An 18,308-nucleotide genomic window follows, 5' to 3' on the forward strand; every position below is an offset into this window, starting at 1 on the left:
GGTTTTATATCCAAGTAATTGCTTATTTTTGTTACAGGTTATGAGGTGATTCTAATACAACGATCTCTTAATATTTGGTTTACATTATTGAGATGATTAACTGTACTATCAATGGCTACGTTTGTTGCATTATGCAAATGCAATTTGATAATTTAATTTGCGTTTTGCTATATTTTATATAGGCAAATTCACTTTATATGAGATCCTGTACCCAAAAATAAGTCTTTGCATTTTGGCATGATTAATGCATAATACTGCTCGACCCTTCTTAAGCCGAGGGTCACCTAGCCAACTGACGTTGTTAGTGAATACAATTTGTTCACACTAAATATAAGCCAATCGCGATTATTGCGGTTGGCTATTTTTTTATATGAACAACGTTACTTACGTGCTTTGCAAATTGCACCTCCCTCGTTCTAGACTCATAAAAAGGGCTGACGCATCACGCCAACCCCTTGTATTTCACTTTAGGTTTTAATCTGTTTTCTTGAGCTGATCAGTACCCCATCAACTGGAGTAAATTTTCAGCTGTCACAATGGCCTCTTTACGATTGGCGATATTGAGCTTTTGGTACAAGTTGCGAATGTGGGTTTTAATCGTGGTGCCTGCCACATCAAGCTCTTGCGCGATTTGCTCATTACTGAAACCAGAATAAATCAAACCAAGCACCTGCCACTCACGTTGAGTCAGTGGGCTTGTGCGAACCAGTTCCGGTACGTTAGGGTGGTTTACCAGCTTCTCAATGAAGTCTTCATCAAAGTGAATAGAGCGGCTGCGCTGATTGGAGGAAATATCCTTCATCAATTGTTGAGCGCGGTGACGTTCTAGATCGCCTAGCTCATGGCGTAGGCTTAACTTCTCCAGTAGCCCGCCAATGGTGGCGCCATCAATGAGGAAATTACCTACCATCCCCGTCTGGTTTGTCATCACTAACGCTTCTTTTAGCAAAGCTTTTGCTTGCTCTTCGTCTTTTTGACGAGCAGCAAACACCGCTTCGACCACTAAGTTGCGATTAGTATCTGTGATCAGGTTGGTTCGACGAGCTTCACTTTGGAGGAAATCCAATGCTGCGCGCGCTTCGGTATATTGACCTAAGTTGATGTGCGCGCGTGCAATGTTGCGCCATTGCAATTGTGAAAAGTGGTTGCATGCCGATTCAGGACGAACTGCAGTGTTGAGCCATTCTTGCATTGCATCGGTATTCCCGCGCGCTTGCCAAAACAGGATCAACGATAGTGAGGCGTTTGCTGTCCAATCTACGTGGTAAGTCGACTGCTTCATCAAATGTTGAATGTGCTCAATGAATTTACCGGCTTTGTCTAGCTCGCCACGGCCAACCGCAATACGCGCCAGCATCGAGTAGCTGTGTAAGTGCTTACTTGGCGAATGGTTTTCGAGAATTTGTAGACCTCGGTAGGCACATTCTTCTGCTTCATCAAGTCGGTTCCAGCACCAAAGCACTTGCGCTCGAATACGCAGCAAAAACTCGTGCAGAGGAACATGTTGAAGTTGCTGATCTTCAATCAGGCGGAATGCGGAATCTTGCAGCTCAAAGGCGGCTTGTACGTAACCTTGCGCAATCAAAATCTCGCTTTGTTGTAAAATCGCCCATAACGCTTGGTGGTAAACTTGGTACTGACGCGCCAATTTTTCGGTTTGTTGCATCATCGGTAACGCGCGGTCGAGTTTACCTAGCACGTGGTTAACTTCGCCAACAACCGAAGTTGCCACAATGCGGCTACGGTAAATCGTGTTATCAAGTTGGCTAAGTGCTAGCTCCGCTAATTCGAGTGCTTTCTCTGGTTGGTTGCTGTTGATAGCTACTTGAGCAAGCAGCGCGTTTGCTTGACCTTGATAATGAATATCTAACTCGATGTTACGCTTTTTATGCTCCTCTTCCGCTTCTTCAAGCAGGTGGCCTACTTGGTTATAACGGTGCTGACTTTGAGCCAACCAAGCTCGGAGCATCGTAAGTTTTGGGTGGCTGAACAGAAGCTCAGCATCCAACTTATTAATTGAGCTTTCCAGTGTGCTGAGCTCGCCTTGGTTAAACATCTTCCAGCCGAATTCGTTTAGAATTTCTACCACCAAGTCTTTATCGTTCGACTTTTGTGCATGGTGAATCGCTTGGTGCGGTGCTTTTTGTTGTAACCAGGCAACAGCTGCATTGCGGTGAAGATCTTTTTCTTGCTGAGGAATACGCGCTTGGCGCTCATGAGACAAAAACTCGCCAAATAAGTTATGGAATCGGAACCAGTTTTGCTCCCCTTCGAGTGGGTAGATGAATAAGCCGTAGCGGTTTAATGATTCGATCAAACCAAGCGCATCTTCGCGTTGGGTGAGGGCAAACACCAACTCATCATTGAAGTGGTCAAGCACGGAAACTTGCATCAAGAAATGACGAGTTTCGTGATCGAGTAGGTCAAATACTTCTTCGACCAGATAATCCCACAAATGCGCGTGATTGAACTGTGATACTGACTCTACGGTTTGCGCCAATGTGCGGTTTTGATGTTGCGCTTGCAATGCGATCAACTGCATCGCCGATGGCCAACCTTCCACATAGGTTCTGAGGCTGTTTGCCATGTCTTCGTCGATGCCATCGGCAATACGCTGATTAAAGAAGCGAGTTGTTTCTTCGGTATCGAACGCCAACATCTCGTTACCGATTTCGATCATTAAATCACGAACACGTAAGTTTGCAGTACCCAGAGGCGGCGCTGCACGACTTGTTACCACAACGGTGAGGTTGTCTGGCATGTGTTTTAAGAAGAAACGCATGGATTCATGGATTTCATCGTTGGTGATCAAGTGATAGTCATCCAGCACTACGTAGCACTCTTGATGAAAATCAGCCATTTCCGAGAACACTTCGCTGAATAAAGAACGTAGAGAAGAGATCTGGCGTTTTTCCGCCAGTTTTTGTGCGTTAGAGCAACTGAAGTTGGTGGCTTTGTTTAATGCTTGAAGCAGGTAGTTCACAAAACGAAAGCCGTCGTTATCGCTGTCATCAATGCTGTACCAACCGACGTTTGGTTTATCGGATAGCCACTGCGCTGCCATGGTGGTTTTTCCGTAACCTGCAGGGGAGCGGAATAAAACCAATTTGTAGTAAGGCGCTTGCTGTAGTAAGTCCAACACTCGTGGGCGCACGATGGCATTGTGCAGGCGTCCTGGTCGAGTAAGCTTAGATGGAATCCACATTAGTAATTATGTCCTTATTTATGTATACCCAAGTGATTGCGACATCATCATTTCAGTAAGGCCCCCTCGAAAGCTTCGTCTTACTGAATGATGTCATCAGCATCAAAAACTGCTTGAATGCCGGTTGATGTCGCCTCTTGTTGGGGCTTGCATCCGTCTGAAAAACCATTCCATACGGTCACTTAGATATAAAAGCTAGCGAAAACTAGAAATAACTCACACCGCCTAATTCTAGTTTGTATAAAAAGCGTACAATCCTGTGAGCCGTGTGGGATGTTACGACATCAGAAATGTCCGTTACTTTGATCCACTTCCTAATTCTCAAGGGTTGATGGATTTACCATCAACTACGCCCTTTATTTGTGATTCTTGTCACTTAAATATCTTTTGTGTCGAGTGTATTAAGATCTCGTTGCACATCGATTATGAAAAATCTTTCCATGTTAACCAAGTTAATGTGACCAATATTACAATTTTCACATCATCAGATGAGTGGGCTATAAAAAGAGTCATGAGCGGGTTTTAACCTTTCTCATATTCCATTGTGATCAAAATCACTAAGAACTGGAGCAAAGCTCACTTTGTTGAGATTTGGATCACTAACCTAGCAATGGTACCCCCTCTACGCCCTCAGCCCTCCTCCTTCAAAGGATGAGAATTAGGAGGATGTTTATTCACAGAGGTAAATGCACGATGTATGGCAGATGAATTACCAAAAGACGTGAGAATTTCGTAATGAAACCTACTCAACAAAAACAATTTGACAAGAAGTCGTTCCAAGAAAGCGTAAAGAAACACCTATCTGTAACTTACGCTCACACGATTGAAAACGCAGACAGCCGCGCTTGGTACCTAGCAATGGGTCATGCACTGGCTGAGTTCACTACTCTAGATTTGCTTGCTACTGAAGAAGATCCGCGCATTAAAAGTGCGAAGAGCGTTAACTACCTTTCGCTAGAGTTCCTTATCGGTCGTTTGACGGGTAACAACCTAATCAGCATGGGTCTGTACGAACAAGTAACAGAAGCAATGGCTGAACTGGGTTACAACCTAACTGACCTGCTAGAAGAAGAACGTGACCCATCATTGGGTAACGGTGGTCTTGGTCGTCTAGCGGCATGTTTCATGGATTCATGTGCGGCACAAGAATTCCCAACCGTCGGTTACGGCTTGCACTACGAATACGGTTTGTTCAAACAGTCTTTCAAAGATGGTCGCCAGCAAGAAGCACCTGACGCATGGCGTGGTGTAGAAGGCTACCCTTGGGAAATTGCTCGTCCAGAACTTGCACAAGAGATCGGTTTCTACGGTCACGTTGAAGTGGTTAACGAGAACGGTAAAGAAGTTCGCAAATGGGTTCCTGGCATGTCTGTAAGAGCAATGCCTTGGGATCTACCAATCGTGGGTTACGAATCAGACACGGTTTACCCGCTACGACTTTGGGAATGTCAGGCAATTGCACCATTCTCGCTAGCAAGTTTTAACAACGGTGACTACTTCGAAGCGCAGCACGCACTGATCGACGCGGGCAACATCACTAAAGTGCTTTACCCGAACGACAACCACGAGAAAGGTAAAACACTTCGTCTAATGCAACAGTACTTCCACTCAGCTGCGTCTGTACGTGACATCCTACGTCGCCACGAAGCAGCTGGCTACTCGCTAGCGGATCTACCGAAGCAAGAGACTATTCAGCTTAACGATACGCACCCAACGATTGCGATTCCTGAGCTAATGCGCATCCTGATGGACGAAAAAGGTCTAACTTGGGAAGCGGCTTGGGAAATCAGCTCTCAAACATTCGCGTACACAAACCACACGCTACTTCCAGAAGCACTAGAGACATGGCCAGAGTCGCTAATTCAGCACCTACTACCACGTCACATGGAGATCATTTACGAGATCAACCACCGCTTCCTACAAGACGTACGTGCAATGTGGCCGGGTGATGTCGCGAAACAACAGAAGCTTTCTATCATCGAAGAAGGTTTCCATCGCATGGTTCGCATGGCAAACCTATGTGTAATTGGCTCTTACGCAGTAAACGGTGTAGCGGCGCTTCACTCTGAATTGGTTAAGAAAGACCTATTCCCAGAGTTCCACGAAATGTACCCAACACGTCTACACAACGTAACGAACGGTATTACGCCACGTCGTTGGTTGAAGTTCTGTAACCCAGGTCTTTCTAAGCTAATCACAGAGAAAGTCGGTCCAGAATGGCCTGCGAAACTAGAGCAACTAGAAGGCATCGCTAAGTACGCCACTGACGAGAAATTCCAGAAAGAATTCATGGCAGTGAAGAAAGAGAACAAAGAACGCCTAGCTAACTGGGTGAAAGAGAACATGGGTATCGAACTCGATACTAATGCGATCTTCGATGTTCAAATCAAGCGTCTGCACGAGTACAAGCGCCAGCATCTAGACTTGCTACACGTACTGTCTCTGTACCATCGCATTATTAGCGAACCAGGCTTCGAATGTGTGCCTCGCGTTGTGTTCTTCGCAGCGAAAGCGGCACCGGGTTACCACCTAGCGAAAGAAATCATTTTCGCTATTAACAAGATTGCTGAGAAAGTGAACAACGACCCTCGCATCGGCAACAAGCTGAAAGTGGTCTTCATTCCTGATTACCGTGTGAGCATGGCTGAAATTATTATTCCTGCGGCGGACGTATCACAACAAATTTCACTTGCGGGTAAAGAAGCATCAGGTACTGGTAACATGAAGATGGCGCTTAACGGTGCCCTAACGATCGGTACGATGGATGGTGCTAACGTTGAGATTCGTGAAGAAGTAGGCGATGAGAACATCTACATCTTCGGTCTAGACGTTGAAGGTGTGAAAGCGCTGAAAGCTCAAGGTTACAACCCATTTGATTACTACAATGCGGATCACCTACTCAAAGCGTCTATGGACCTGCTACTGGGTGAAGAATTCACTCCAGGTCAACCAGGCTTACTGCGTGCAACGTACGACAGCCTACTAGACGGCGGTGACCCGTACTTATGTCTGGCGGACTTCGCATCTTACGTGAAAGCGCACGAAGACATGAGCGAACAATACAAAGACCAAGCTGGCTGGGCGAAGAAAGCCATTCTTAATACCGCCCTTGTCGGCAAGTTCACCTCAGATCGCTCAATTCGCGACTATGTGAACAACATCTGGAAACTAAAAGCGGTTCACCGTTAATAGAACAGAGTTAAGACCAAGGTAGCCAAGCGCTACCTTTGGTCATTTTCCAAAAGAAGTTATTGATAACAATAAAACCCTACATGGAAGGTGTTGGTATTACCTTCGGAGAAAGCGATGAAAGAACAAACAGCATTAAAGAAAGTCGCGGAAATGGCGAGATTGGCTGATAGCTATGTCAGTGCTTGGGGAGATGAGGCAAAAGTGTCTGAGGAGACGCTACGCCGCTTGCTCGCTTCGCTTGGCTACGATACTAGCAGCGATGAAAAACTATTGGCTTCTGCTGAAAAGAAACATAAAAAAGACGTACTAGCCCCTGTTCTTGTTTTACGCGACGGCGAACCAGTCGAAGTGGAACTAAACCTAGGTACGAGTGCTCGTGAGAGTGAATTCAGCTGGCGTTTAGAAACAGAACAAGGAGAGGTACTTGAAGGCTATCTTCAGTCCCAAATTGTTCGTGATGAGCGTGCTGAGGGTGGCCCTCTAGTGTTTGCATTGCCAAAGAACTTGGCTTGGGGTTATCACAAATTGATTGTCAGCCGTAAGCGTCGTAAAACGCCTTACGAGATGTCATTGATCATCACGCCGAAAGCGTGTTTCAAACAAGACGATCTAAACCAACATAAAAAGCTATGGGGTCCTAGTATCCAGCTTTACACACTGCGTACTCAGCACAACTGGGGTATCGGTGATTTTGGTGACCTAAAACAGTTGGTGAGCGATATCGCTTCTCGTGGCGGTGACTTCATTGGTTTGAACCCGATTCACTCACTGTTCCCAGCGAACCCAGAAGGCGCGAGCCCATACAGCCCGTCTTCTCGTCGTTGGTTGAATATCATGTACATCGACGTAAGTTCTGTACCTGAATTCGCACTGAGTGCTGAAGCTCAGCAACGTGTTGGCAGTGCAGAGTTTCAACAGCGTCTACAAAAAGCACGTGACTCTCATTGGGTGAACTACACAGAAGTTTCGCAACTGAAAATGAGCGTTCTTCCGCTGCTGTTTCGTGAGTTTAAAGCTCGCCATTTAGACAAAAACACCGACCGCGCTCGTGCATTCTTGGATTTTGTAGAAAAAGGCGGCGATAGCTTGTTACACCAAGCTGCATTCGATGCTCTTCATGCGGATTTACACGCAGAAGATTCAAACATGTGGGGTTGGCCTGTATTCCCTGAGAAATACCGCACATTCGACGCAGCCGGCACTCAGAAATACATCAAAGACAATCAAGACCGCGTTCACTTGTACATGTACCTACAGTGGATCGCAGACGATCAAATCAAAGAAGCGCAGTCACTGGCAGAAGAAAAAGGCATGGCTGTGGGCTTGTACCGTGACCTTGCTGTCGGTGTTGCCGACTCAGGTAGTGAAACTTGGGCCGACGACGGTAACTTAGTGTTAGACGCCAGCATCGGTGCGCCGCCGGATGTACTTGGTCCTCTGGGTCAAAACTGGGGTCTGCCTCCGCTTAACCCTCAAGTTTTAGAAGCGACTGGCTACGACGCGTACATCAAGTTGCTACGTGCCAACATGAAGCACTGTGGTGCATTGCGTATCGACCACGTACTTGGCCTACTTCGCCTTTGGTGGATTCCAAAAGGCGAGAAAGCGACAGAAGGCGCTTACTTGTACTACCCAGTGGAAGATATGCTCGCAATCCTAGCGCTTGAGTCGCACCGTCATCAGTGCTCTGTGATTGGTGAAGACTTAGGTACTGTGCCAGATGAAATCGTCGATATCCTACGCGATGCAGGTGTGCACTCATACAAAGTGTTCTTCTTCGAAACTTCGAAAGAAGACGGTGGGTTCATTTCTCCGAAGCACTACGCAGAGCAATCGATGGCGGCACTGTGTACGCATGACATGCCAACCCTGCGTGGTTTCTGGCACTGCGATGATTTGAAAATGGGTCGTGAGATTGGCCTTTACCCAGATGAAAAACAGTTGGAAGGCTTATTTGCTGATCGCTTGAAGTGCAAGCAAGGTATCTTAGACAGCGTTCGCTGGCACGGCTATTTGCCAGAAGGCATTGGTCATGATGCTCAGTACGTACCGATGGACTCGTACCTAAGCGAAGCGCTGCAACTGCACGTAGCTGCGGGTGACTCTGCACTGCTTAGCGTTCAGCTTGAAGACTGGCTAGAAATGGATCAACCGGTCAACATTCCTGGCACGGTGGATGAGTATCCAAACTGGCGTCGTAAGTTGTCGATGAACCTAGATGAAATCTTCAGCCGTGAAGATGTGAATCGCATTTCCAAACGCCTCACTGAAGTTCGCGCACAGGCGAGCAAATAAGATGCGTAGAGTGACGTAGATGAATGAGCGGATTACCAATTTTGTTAGCTCAGAGGTACGAAAGTTCCGTCTAGGTCACTCATTCCGAAAACACAATCCGTTAGGATGAAGTACCGTTATTATGCCCGCGACAATAGCGGGCATTTTTTGTTTTTGACATCGCTTGATGCATACATGTTTTAAGCGAAGTCTTTTGTGAGTTCACAACGTTGGCTGTGGAGAAACCGATGTTTGATTCAGATTTCTGGTCTTGAAAAGGATATTGGCTCTAGGGAGAAAGATTTGAAAACCACCAAAACCAAGAAAATAAAGAAACAACACGAACGCGCATATGAACTGCTTGCTGAGGCGGCTTACTCAGACCCATTTTCGGCGTTGGGGCCATTCATTGATGATGGCGAAGGATCGCTGCGAGTGTGGATGCCGGGCGCAAACAAGGTTGAACTGCTTGTTAATGGCGAACCTCGCGTGGCGCTTGAGCGTGATGGTGACAGCGGTTTTATCTTAAAAGAACAACGCGATTTACACCTGACCCACTACCTTTTGGCGGTCGATTGGAATGGTGTTGAACAAATTATTGATGACCCGTACCAGTACCACAATATTTACCAAGAGTACGAGCATCTGCATACGCCCAAAGACATGTATCACTATATGGGCGCACACTTTGTCACGCTAGAACGTGGCGGTGAAAACATCTCCGGTGTTCGCTTCCTTGTCTACGCACCGCATGCATCGGCTGTTAGCCTTGTGGGTTGCTTCAACCAATGGGACGGTCGTCGTCACCCAATGCAACGTTTAGATTATGGCATTTGGGGCTTGTTCATTCCTGGCTTAGAAGAAGGCGTTCAGTACAAATTTGAGCTCAAAGGGCCAAATGGGGAAGGGCTGCCACACAAACAAGACCCTTGGGGCTTTTACTCTGAGCAGTACCCATCGTTCGCATCCATTACTTACGATCACAAGCGTTACCAATGGCAAGATGCGAAATGGCAAAATCGCGCAGTGACACAAAAGCGTGATGAAGCGTTATCGTTTTATGAGCTGCATGCTGGGTCATGGAAGCGCAACGAGAAAGGCGATTTCCTCAACTACCGCGAACTCGCGGAGCAGTTGGTGCCATACCTTGTGGATATGGGCTACACCCACGTTGAGCTGATGCCTGTGTCTGAGCATCCATTCTACGGTTCATGGGGCTATCAACCCGTTGGCTTGTTTGCGCCAACCAGCCGTTTTGGCTCACCTGATGATTTCAAATTCTTCGTGGATACATGTCACCAAGCTGGTATCGGTGTGGTGCTGGATTGGGTTCCGGCGCACTTCCCATCGGATGACCACGGTTTAGCAAACTTTGACGGCACACCGCTGTTCCACGACCCGGATCCGCGTCGCGGTTGGCACCAAGATTGGAACTCATACATCTATGATTTAGGCCGTGAGCATGTGCGTCGCTTCCTTGTATCGAATGCGCTGTATTGGTTTGAACAATTCCATATTGATGGCATTCGCGTGGACGCAGTCGCATCGATGCTCTATCTCGATTATTCACGTAGCCACGATCAGTGGGTACCGAACGTCGACGGTGGCAACGAAAACTACGACGCAATCGCAACCTTAAAATGGATGAACGAAGAAGTGTACAAGCACTTCCCGAATGCGATGACGATTGCGGAAGAGTCAACGGCGTTTCCGGGGGTGTCTGCGCCAACCTTTATGGGTGGTTTAGGTTTTGGCTTCAAGTGGAATATGGGGTGGATGCACGACAGTCTTTCATACATCAAAGAAGATCCTGTTCACCGCAAATACCACCACAATACCATCACATTCCCGCTGGTTTATGCGCACAGCGAAAACTACGTCTTGTCTCTCTCTCACGATGAGGTGGTGTACGGAAAAGGCTCTATCCATAACAAGATGCCAGGTGATGAATGGCAGCAAACCGCAAACCTACGTGCATACTACGGTTATATGTATGGTCAACCGGGCAAAAAGCTGAACTTCATGGGCGCGGAAATCGGCCAAACGGCGGAGTGGAACCACGATGATCAGTTGCAATGGTTCTTGCTGGAATATGAGCGTCATCAAGGTGTCCAAAAGCTGATGCGAGATTTGAACCACTTGTACCGAAATGAAGCGGCGATGCACGATCAAGATTGTGTTCCTGCTGGTTTTGAGTGGCGTCTACAAGACGAAGCAGATGCGAGTATCCTAGCGCACGAGCGTATCAGTAAAGATGGTGAGCGCATTCTTATCATCACTAACTTTACGCCCGTACCACACGAGCGTTTCCGTTTAGGTGTTCCAAATGCAGGTCAATACGAACTACTGCTGAACACGGACGACAGCAAATACGGCGGTAGCGATTTTAAAGTGCTGACCAGTGTGAAAACGGAAAAAGTCGAAAGTGAATCACTGCCTCAATCACTTGAGCTTCGTTTGCCTCCACTTTCAACCGTGTTCTACAAGCTGAATAAATAATTCAGTCTAATCAAATTCTAAGCCCGTTTTACATTGTAAATCGGGCTTTTTTTGACCTATTTTTTACCTCAAAAACTTGTTGTTCCTGATTGAATCAGGCAAGCTCGCTGGTTTGTTTATCATCAATCGCTAATGCATTGGGGAACCACACATGTTGAAAAGGCTTAAGTCATTTCTATTTAAAATGGTGTTGATATTGCTGATCGCCCCAGTCGTTTTGGTTGGTGTGGTGAAATATGTCGATCCGCCAATATGGGGATGGAAGCTAAGCCGCATTGTTGTGCCACCAAAGAACTATCCAGACAGCAGCCAACACGAATGGGTACCCTTGTCGCGTATTTCAAAAAATATGCAGTTAGCGGTGATTGCGACCGAAGACCAAAAATTCCCTCATCACTATGGATTGGACTTCGAATCGCTATTCGACGTGATTGCCGAGGCAGGTGACAATGGCCCGTCGAGAGGCGCGAGCACGATTACCCAACAAGCCGCGAAAAATGTGTTTTTGTTTCCTTCTCACTCCTACGCTCGCAAGGCTTACGAGCTTTACTTTGCTTTGCTGATGGAGCTGATGTGGAGTAAAGAGCGCATTCTCGAAGTGTATCTAAATGTGGTTGAATTTGGTCCCGGTATTTACGGTGCAGAAGCGGCGGCGCAGAATTATTTTGGTGTCAGTGCAAAGCAACTCTCGAAGTGGCAAGCAGCGCGTTTAGCCGTGGTGTTGCCAAACCCATATCGAATCAAAGTCTATCCGCAAAGTGATTACACCGCTCGCCGCACAAGATGGGCGATGAACCAAATGAGCAATCTTGGCAGCGTGCAACTTTAAGTCCCTCAATACATTGCGCTTAAATAGAACTACGCCCCTATATCAATAAAATGTGAAGCGTCACAACCTTTGGGGCGTAGGCAATTAGAATGATGTGTTCAGTTTCTTATCTAGGCACAATTAGTGTGAATAAAACTAATAAATGTGCATGGTTACCATGTGCTGCCAATGGACTGAACGATGAAACTGAACCTGATTACCACTACTTTACTGCTTGCGTCGGCAAGTGCCATCGCCGAGCCTAACATCACCATTTCTACCACGACCAACAGCCGTGACTTCCCGCTAAGTGCAGAGCAGCCTTTGGTTGTGCCTCTAACCAAAGACGGATACACGCTTAAAATCACGGGCGTTGAAGGTGATTGCGTTGCACCCGATGGTCAGAAAGTGAAGTTCAACAAACCTCTTGCGCTGAACTGCGGAAAACCAACGGAACTGCCGTTAAAAATCCGCTTTACCGGCGATTACTCTTTTGCTTTTGATGCGGAAGCCAAAACACTGCGTTTTAAGCGTGAACCTAAGAAAGCCGCCAAAACTGAATTCAAACGCCCAATCCCACAAGTGCAATGTGAGGTTTACCAAGGCGGTGAAGTGACGATCGATCTGGGGGATAGCTTTCCTGAAGGCACCAAGTTACGAGATGCTTATTCAGGTCAAATGGTTGAAGTGAAAGAACAGAAAGTATCACTGACGCCAAGTAAAGACTCTGGCGGCCTAGTGCTGCTAGAGCCTGTACAGAAAACCAAAGAAGCGGTGCCATTTGATTACCGAAACGCGAACATTTACTTCGTGATGGTTGACCGTTTCAACAATGCCGATACGAGCAATGACAACAGCTATGGACGCAAGAAAGACGGCAAAGAAGAGATCGGTACTTTCCACGGCGGTGACCTTAAAGGCGTGATTGAAAAACTGGATTACATTAAGAGCCTAGGTACAGACGCGATTTGGTTGTCGCCAATCGTTGAGCAAGTGCACGGCTTTGTCGGTGGTGGCGATAGTGGTTCATTTCCGTTTTATGCATACCACGGCTACTGGACGCGCGATTTCACCAAGATTGATGAGAACTTCGGTAACGAAGAAGATTTAAAAACGCTGGTGGAAGAGGCGCACAAACGAGGCCTCAAAGTCTTGATGGATGCGGTTATCAACCATTCTGGTTACTCAACGTTAACCGATTTGCAATTTGACGGTATTGAGGTGTTAAAGCCTAATGCCGATCTGCCCAAGAAATGGGGCGACTGGCAACCAAAAGCGGGTGAAAGTTGGCATAGCTATCACCAGAATATTGATTATCAGAGTCCGAACTGGGCGAAATGGTGGGGCGGTGACTGGGTAAGAACAGGTCTACCGGGATACCCAGCTCCGGGTAGCAGTGATATCACTATGTCATTGGCGGGTTTGCCTGACTTTATCACCGAATCAGACAAAACCGTGAAGCCAGCGCAATGGTTATTGGATAACCCTGGTACTCGCGTAAAGGCGCGTGACAATTACACCGTCTCGGATTATCTAATTGAGTGGCAAACTGATTGGGTGAAACGCTTTGGCATTGATGGCTATCGCGTCGATACGGTGAAGCACGTTGAAGGTGATGTGTGGAAACGCTTGAAAGAAGAGGCATCAAGCAGTCTTGAACAGTGGCGTAAAGAAAATGGCAAATCAGGTCAGCCGTTCTGGATGATGGGCGAAGTCTGGGGACACACCGCGTATCGCAGCCCTTATTTCGATGATGGTTTTGACGCGTTGATCAACTTCGATATGCAGAAGAAGCTAGACAAAGGCGCGGCGTGCTTTAGCCAAATGGCAGAAACTTACCAAAGCTATGCGGAAACTATCGCGAACGAGAAAGACTTCAACCCAGTCAGTTACATGTCTTCTCACGATACGGAGTTGTTCTTCTCTCGCTTCAAAGACTACGGCATGCAGCGTAACGCCGCGAATGCACTGCTTCTGAGCCCAGGTGCGGTTCAGGTTTATTATGGTGATGAAGTAGGTCGTAACATTGGTCCTTACGCGGATGATTTCCACCAAGGCACACGTTCAGACATGGTTTGGAAACTATCGGATGAGAAGCAAGCGCTGCTCAAACATTGGCAAACCCTTGGTCAGTTCCGTCAAGCACACCCTGCCATTGGCGCAGGTCAGCATCGAGTGATTGAACAGGAAGGTGCGTACGTTTTCTCTCGTTCGCTTGGCAATGACAAAGTCGTCGTGGCGTTTGTAGGACGTGATAAGTAACTAAACGCTCTTTATGTCGATAAATAAAAAGCCCTTCCTTGAGTTATCAAGGAAGGGCTTTGTTGTTTTAGTTCGCCAGTTCTTGGTCGATGACTTTTTCTAGCTCGTCAAACGGCACATAGCCAGGAATAACTTGATCATTAATGATCAACGCAGGCGTGCCGCGTAAACCAAGTTGCGTGAAATACTGATAGTTCTTATCAAGCAGTGCTTTGGTCTCTTTGTCGTCGACAAGCTGCGCTTCTGTCCCCGTTTTTTTCGCGATTTGTTTTAACGAACGTGCATCATGTGCGCCCGGTTTTTTCACCAGTAACTCATGCACTTGTTCGTACTTATCTCGCTGGTTTTGCCAAACATTTAATGCGTAACTTGCCGAGTTGTAGCCGTTTTTCTCGTATTGTTCTTTAAAAGAGACATTGAGGTTAAGCACTTTTATCTGCGGATATTCTTTGCCAACTTTGACCAGTTCTCCTTCTAAACGTTTACAAAAAGGGCAACTGTAGTCCGTTACGTTAATAATGGTTAACTCAGGGTTTTCAGCTCCAAAAGAGGAATGTTTGCCATCACTTAGATAGTTACGAACCTCCTTCAAGGTATCTCCAAATGACTGTTGATACGCAATGTACTCTTGAAGGTTTTGGTGTAATGAATCAAGAATTTGAGGATTCTCTTTTAGTATCTGAGTAACTTCCTCTAGCTTTTGTTCTGCGGTCTTTTCTGATGCGAAAGATACGGCAGGTACGATAGCCATCATTAACGTCAAAAGTGTACGAGTGAATGTCATAATATTTCCTAAAACTTTTAGATTTCGTTGTTTGTTATGTGAAGTGAATAAAATACGTACAAAAGTCAGGCGAGAAGGTCTCTCGCCTTGCTAGGTTTATTCTCTAAACACACAAAGTTTTAGGTGAACCCGACACTTTTCCGGTATCGGTTCTGTGTATTCCAGATAACGAATTGCTGTGGATGCCATCGGCAGCGCCACAATCAAAGCAAACAGAAAAAATGGAATAAGAATATGATCAAACTGGTGTTGGTACGCTTGAACCAGCTTCTCTGAAAGGTCGCAAGATGGTGATAAATTCACGCTTTCATCTTGCTGACTCTGTATTTGGTGAGCCTTAGGGCAGCTTTTCGAGAAGCCGGAGTTTTGGCTTAAACATACCATCACCACCCAAAACACGAGGGCGAGTGTCCACTTGGCTATTTTAGGTTGTGAGCGTAACAATGGGCTGCCTAGTCCTGTTGATTCTGGTTTATGCCGTTTGCATATGACCGGACAATCCTAACCTAAATTTCATTATGGAATGTTACTTTCGAGTTAATCGATATCGCCTCAATGCCAAAGTATGAAGTACGTCATGAATGTTGTAGAAAGCAATATTCGTCAGAATCATTGGTCGGGTTGATGAAGAAGTCCTGAGGTATCGATATAGATTAATATACCTAATTGTTAGCACAAATTTTTATTATCTTTCAAATGTGATTAAAATCATAAAACAAAACTTCATAACTGAGTCGCTAGAATGTTCGGCAGGCGGATTGATTTTGATCATCTCTCTAGCACATTATTCGAGTGAACATATGTGTCCTGTCCCACATGTGTAGGTAATGTTATGAAAAATCCTGTTCAAACCGAGCGCAAGGTTACGCTGGGGTGCTACGTTGCACTGGCGTTTGCGGTCGTCTTCTTTTCTGGTCTCATGCAATCGAATGAATGGTATGGCGTATTTGATTTCACCACGTTGAATGGCTCTTTCGGCAAGGTGGCTTATGGCGTCACCGAAACGGCTGACGGTGTGCAAGTTGCAACAACGTCGCTTCGTGGTACTGGTGGTAGCGGTGCACGTGACGGTTTCATTTTTGCACTTACTTTGATTCCTACCGTTATGTTCGCACTGGGTATGATCAATGTACTTGAGCACTATGGTGCGCTTGAAGCAGCTCGTAAGCTTCTTACTCCTCTTCTACGTCCTCTAATGGGCATCCCAGGTAACTCTGGTTTGGCTCTTATCGCTTCGCTGCAAAGTACCGACGCAGGTGCGGCGATGACTCGTCAGCTTAAAGATGAAGGTCACCTCACCAAACGCGAAACCGATGTGTTCACTATGTTCCAGTTCACCGCTGGTGCCACCATTGTTAATTTTTTTTCCTCAGGTGCGGTGCTGTTTACGCTGACGATGGCGGATGGTTCGCTTGCCGTAACGTCTTCTATTGGTTTGGCGGTTGTGGTGATGTTCTTGTTTAAAATTGTGGGCGCGAACTTATTCCGTATCTACCTAAACATCACAGAAGGTAAAGAAGACAAGCAAGAGCAAAACAAATCTGAGAACTTAAAAGAGGAGACGGCGTAATGAGTGATGTAAAAGTAAGTAAGCCGATGGTGACGGATATTTTCGTTGAAGGCGCTAAAAAAGGCTGGGTTATTGCGACAACATCAACCGTGCCTAACGTTCTTATGGCGTTTGTCATCATTAAAGCGTTGCAGATTACTGGCGCGTTGGATTTGATGGGCTCGGTATTTTCTCCAGTAATGGCGGTTTTTGGTTTGCCAGGTGAAGCGGCTGCGGTGCTGATTGGTGCTTGGATGTCGATGGGCGGCGCAGTTGGCGTGGTTATCACATTGTTTGACCAAGGCATCTTGAACGGTACGCACATTGCGATTCTTGCACCTGCAATTTACCTAATGGGCTCACAGGTTCAGTACATGGGGCGAATTATGGGACCTATCGGTACTGAAGGTCGTTATATCCCAATTATGATTGCGATTTCCGTATTGAACGCATTTGGCGCAATGCTAGTCATGAACTTGTTTGTTTAGGGGGCAATCATGCAGTTTTCTCTCAATGAATATCTCGAAGAACTTCGTCCTCTCATCAATGTCGATTGTGGCACGTACACCACTGATGGCATTGAGTTCATCGCTTCTCAATTTGAAGGGAAGTACCAAGCGATGTCAGGTTGGAGCGTAAAACGCATCGACTGTGGCAGAGCGGGTATCGGTCTTGAAGTTCGAAACAAGCCTGAGGCTGAGCAAGTTGACGTGATGCTGATTGGTCACATGGACACAGTGTTCCCTGTCGGTACCGCTGGATTACGTCCTATGTCTCAAGACCCTGACAAAGCGTACGGTCCGGGTGTGTCGGACATGAAATCTGGCTTGCTGAATATTGTGTACGCGATGCGTAACCTCGACCAAGCGGTGTTGGATAAACTGTCTATTTGTATCTGCATGAACCCAGACGAAGAAACCGGTTCGTTAGATTCGGTCGACTGGATTCAATCTGTTGCAAAAAATGCGAAGAACGTATTGGTGGCAGAAGCAGCACGTGCAGACGGCGGTTTAGTCAAAGCGCGCAAAGGCATGGCGCGTTACAAAATCACGTTTAATGGCATTGCAGCCCACGCTGGCAACGAGCCAGAAAATGGCCGCAGTGCAATTACCGAGATGGCGAACTGGATTCTCGCAATCAATGCCATGACGAACTTCGAATCTGGCACCACATTAAACGTGGGTATTGTGTCTGGCGGTAACGGCGCAAACATCGTCCCTGAGCACGCTGAAGCGATCGTGGATGTGCGTTTCTGGAGTAATGAAGAATACGATGATGTCGATAGCAAGCTAAACGGCATGCTGGAAACACCATTCGTTGATGGCGTTAGCATCGAGTTGGTTCGTGAAGCTTACAAACCTTCTATGGTGCCAAGCGCGCAAACCGAAAGCCTGATGGCATTAGTTGAAGACGCAGCAAGTGAACTGGCTATCGACATCAACTGGAAAGAAGTGGGTGGCGGCTCTGATGCAAACAATACGGCAATTCTTGGCGTTCCAACTTTGGATGGTCTAGGACCTATCGGTGCAGGTTTCCACAGTGACCAAGAGTACTTGTTGCTTGAGTCTATCGAACCACGTATCAAAATGCTGATGCGTGTACTGGAGAAGATAGCTCAGTAGCGAACTCGACAACTTAGTTCCCAACATCACGATCCCCAGACTTCGGTTTGGGGATTTTTCTATCTGTGTTTTTGTTTCACTTTACTATCATTTCTTGTTATTAATCTTGCGTT

The 18,308-nt window shown here is 46.6% G+C and carries 11 protein-coding genes; 8 read left to right on the forward strand and 3 right to left on the reverse strand.

The features are described from left to right. Positions 1-496: 496 nt before the first annotated feature. Positions 497-3,205, reverse strand: a complete 2,709-nt coding sequence (gene malT / locus NL644_RS01130) for an HTH-type transcriptional regulator MalT (protein WP_114322738.1) — start codon at positions 3,203-3,205, stop codon at positions 497-499. Positions 3,206-3,940: 735 nt separating this feature from the next. On the opposite strand from malT, the gene NL644_RS01135 reads away from it, so the two are divergent. From NL644_RS01135 to NL644_RS01155, 5 genes are all read left to right on the forward strand, one after another. After that, entirely contained in the window at positions 3,941-6,394 is a 2,454-nt protein-coding gene (locus NL644_RS01135) for a glycogen/starch/alpha-glucan phosphorylase (protein ID WP_150917514.1), read from the forward strand. A gap of 117 nt (positions 6,395-6,511) precedes the next feature. Continuing rightward, positions 6,512-8,692, forward strand: coding sequence for a 4-alpha-glucanotransferase (malQ, locus tag NL644_RS01140; RefSeq protein ID WP_253657879.1), 2,181 nt, complete (start codon positions 6,512-6,514; stop codon positions 8,690-8,692). A 231-nt stretch (positions 8,693-8,923) separates the two neighbouring features. After that, positions 8,924-11,170, forward strand: coding sequence for a 1,4-alpha-glucan branching protein GlgB (gene glgB, locus NL644_RS01145; protein WP_181869470.1), 2,247 nt, complete (start codon positions 8,924-8,926; stop codon positions 11,168-11,170). Between the two features lie 151 nt (positions 11,171-11,321). Next, the gene (mtgA, locus tag NL644_RS01150) at positions 11,322-11,999 is read left to right on the forward strand and encodes a monofunctional biosynthetic peptidoglycan transglycosylase (protein ID WP_005396756.1); all 678 of its coding nucleotides are present in this window, start codon (positions 11,322-11,324) and stop codon (positions 11,997-11,999) included. 180 nt (positions 12,000-12,179) lie between these two features. After that, positions 12,180-14,240: an alpha-amylase gene (locus tag NL644_RS01155; RefSeq protein WP_253657880.1), complete on the forward strand. Its 2,061-nt coding sequence runs from the start codon at positions 12,180-12,182 to the stop codon at positions 14,238-14,240. 67 nt (positions 14,241-14,307) lie between these two features. Here the strand turns inward: NL644_RS01155 and NL644_RS01160 are convergent, their stop codons facing one another. Together NL644_RS01160 and NL644_RS01165 are read right to left on the reverse strand one after the other, a co-directional pair. Further along, positions 14,308-15,024 (reverse strand): DsbA family protein, encoded by a 717-nt coding sequence (locus NL644_RS01160; protein ID WP_253657881.1) that lies wholly within the window; start codon positions 15,022-15,024, stop codon positions 14,308-14,310. A 96-nt stretch (positions 15,025-15,120) separates the two neighbouring features. After that, positions 15,121-15,408, reverse strand: coding sequence for a hypothetical protein (locus tag NL644_RS01165; protein ID WP_164666039.1), 288 nt, complete (start codon positions 15,406-15,408; stop codon positions 15,121-15,123). Between the two features lie 448 nt (positions 15,409-15,856). On the opposite strand from NL644_RS01165, the gene NL644_RS01170 reads away from it, so the two are divergent. The 3 genes from NL644_RS01170 to NL644_RS01180 are packed head-to-tail and all read left to right on the forward strand — an operon-like array spanning position 15,857 to position 18,195. Beyond that, on the forward strand, positions 15,857-16,594 hold the full coding sequence (locus tag NL644_RS01170; protein ID WP_104970429.1) for a nucleoside recognition domain-containing protein: 738 nt from the start codon (positions 15,857-15,859) through the stop codon (positions 16,592-16,594). Further along, the gene (locus tag NL644_RS01175; protein WP_005458317.1) at positions 16,594-17,061 is read left to right on the forward strand and encodes a YjiG family protein; all 468 of its coding nucleotides are present in this window, start codon (positions 16,594-16,596) and stop codon (positions 17,059-17,061) included. The genes NL644_RS01170 and NL644_RS01175 overlap by 1 nt, the downstream gene beginning before the upstream one ends. 9 nt (positions 17,062-17,070) lie before the next feature. Beyond that, positions 17,071-18,195, forward strand: a complete 1,125-nt coding sequence (locus NL644_RS01180; RefSeq protein WP_253657882.1) for a M20 family metallopeptidase — start codon at positions 17,071-17,073, stop codon at positions 18,193-18,195. The last annotated feature ends 113 nt before the right edge of the window (positions 18,196-18,308 follow it).

This window comes from Vibrio sp. Y10_XG_PY6, from assembly GCF_024181795.1.
In the GTDB taxonomy this organism is placed as follows: Bacteria; Pseudomonadota; Gammaproteobacteria; order Enterobacterales; family Vibrionaceae; genus Vibrio; species Vibrio diabolicus.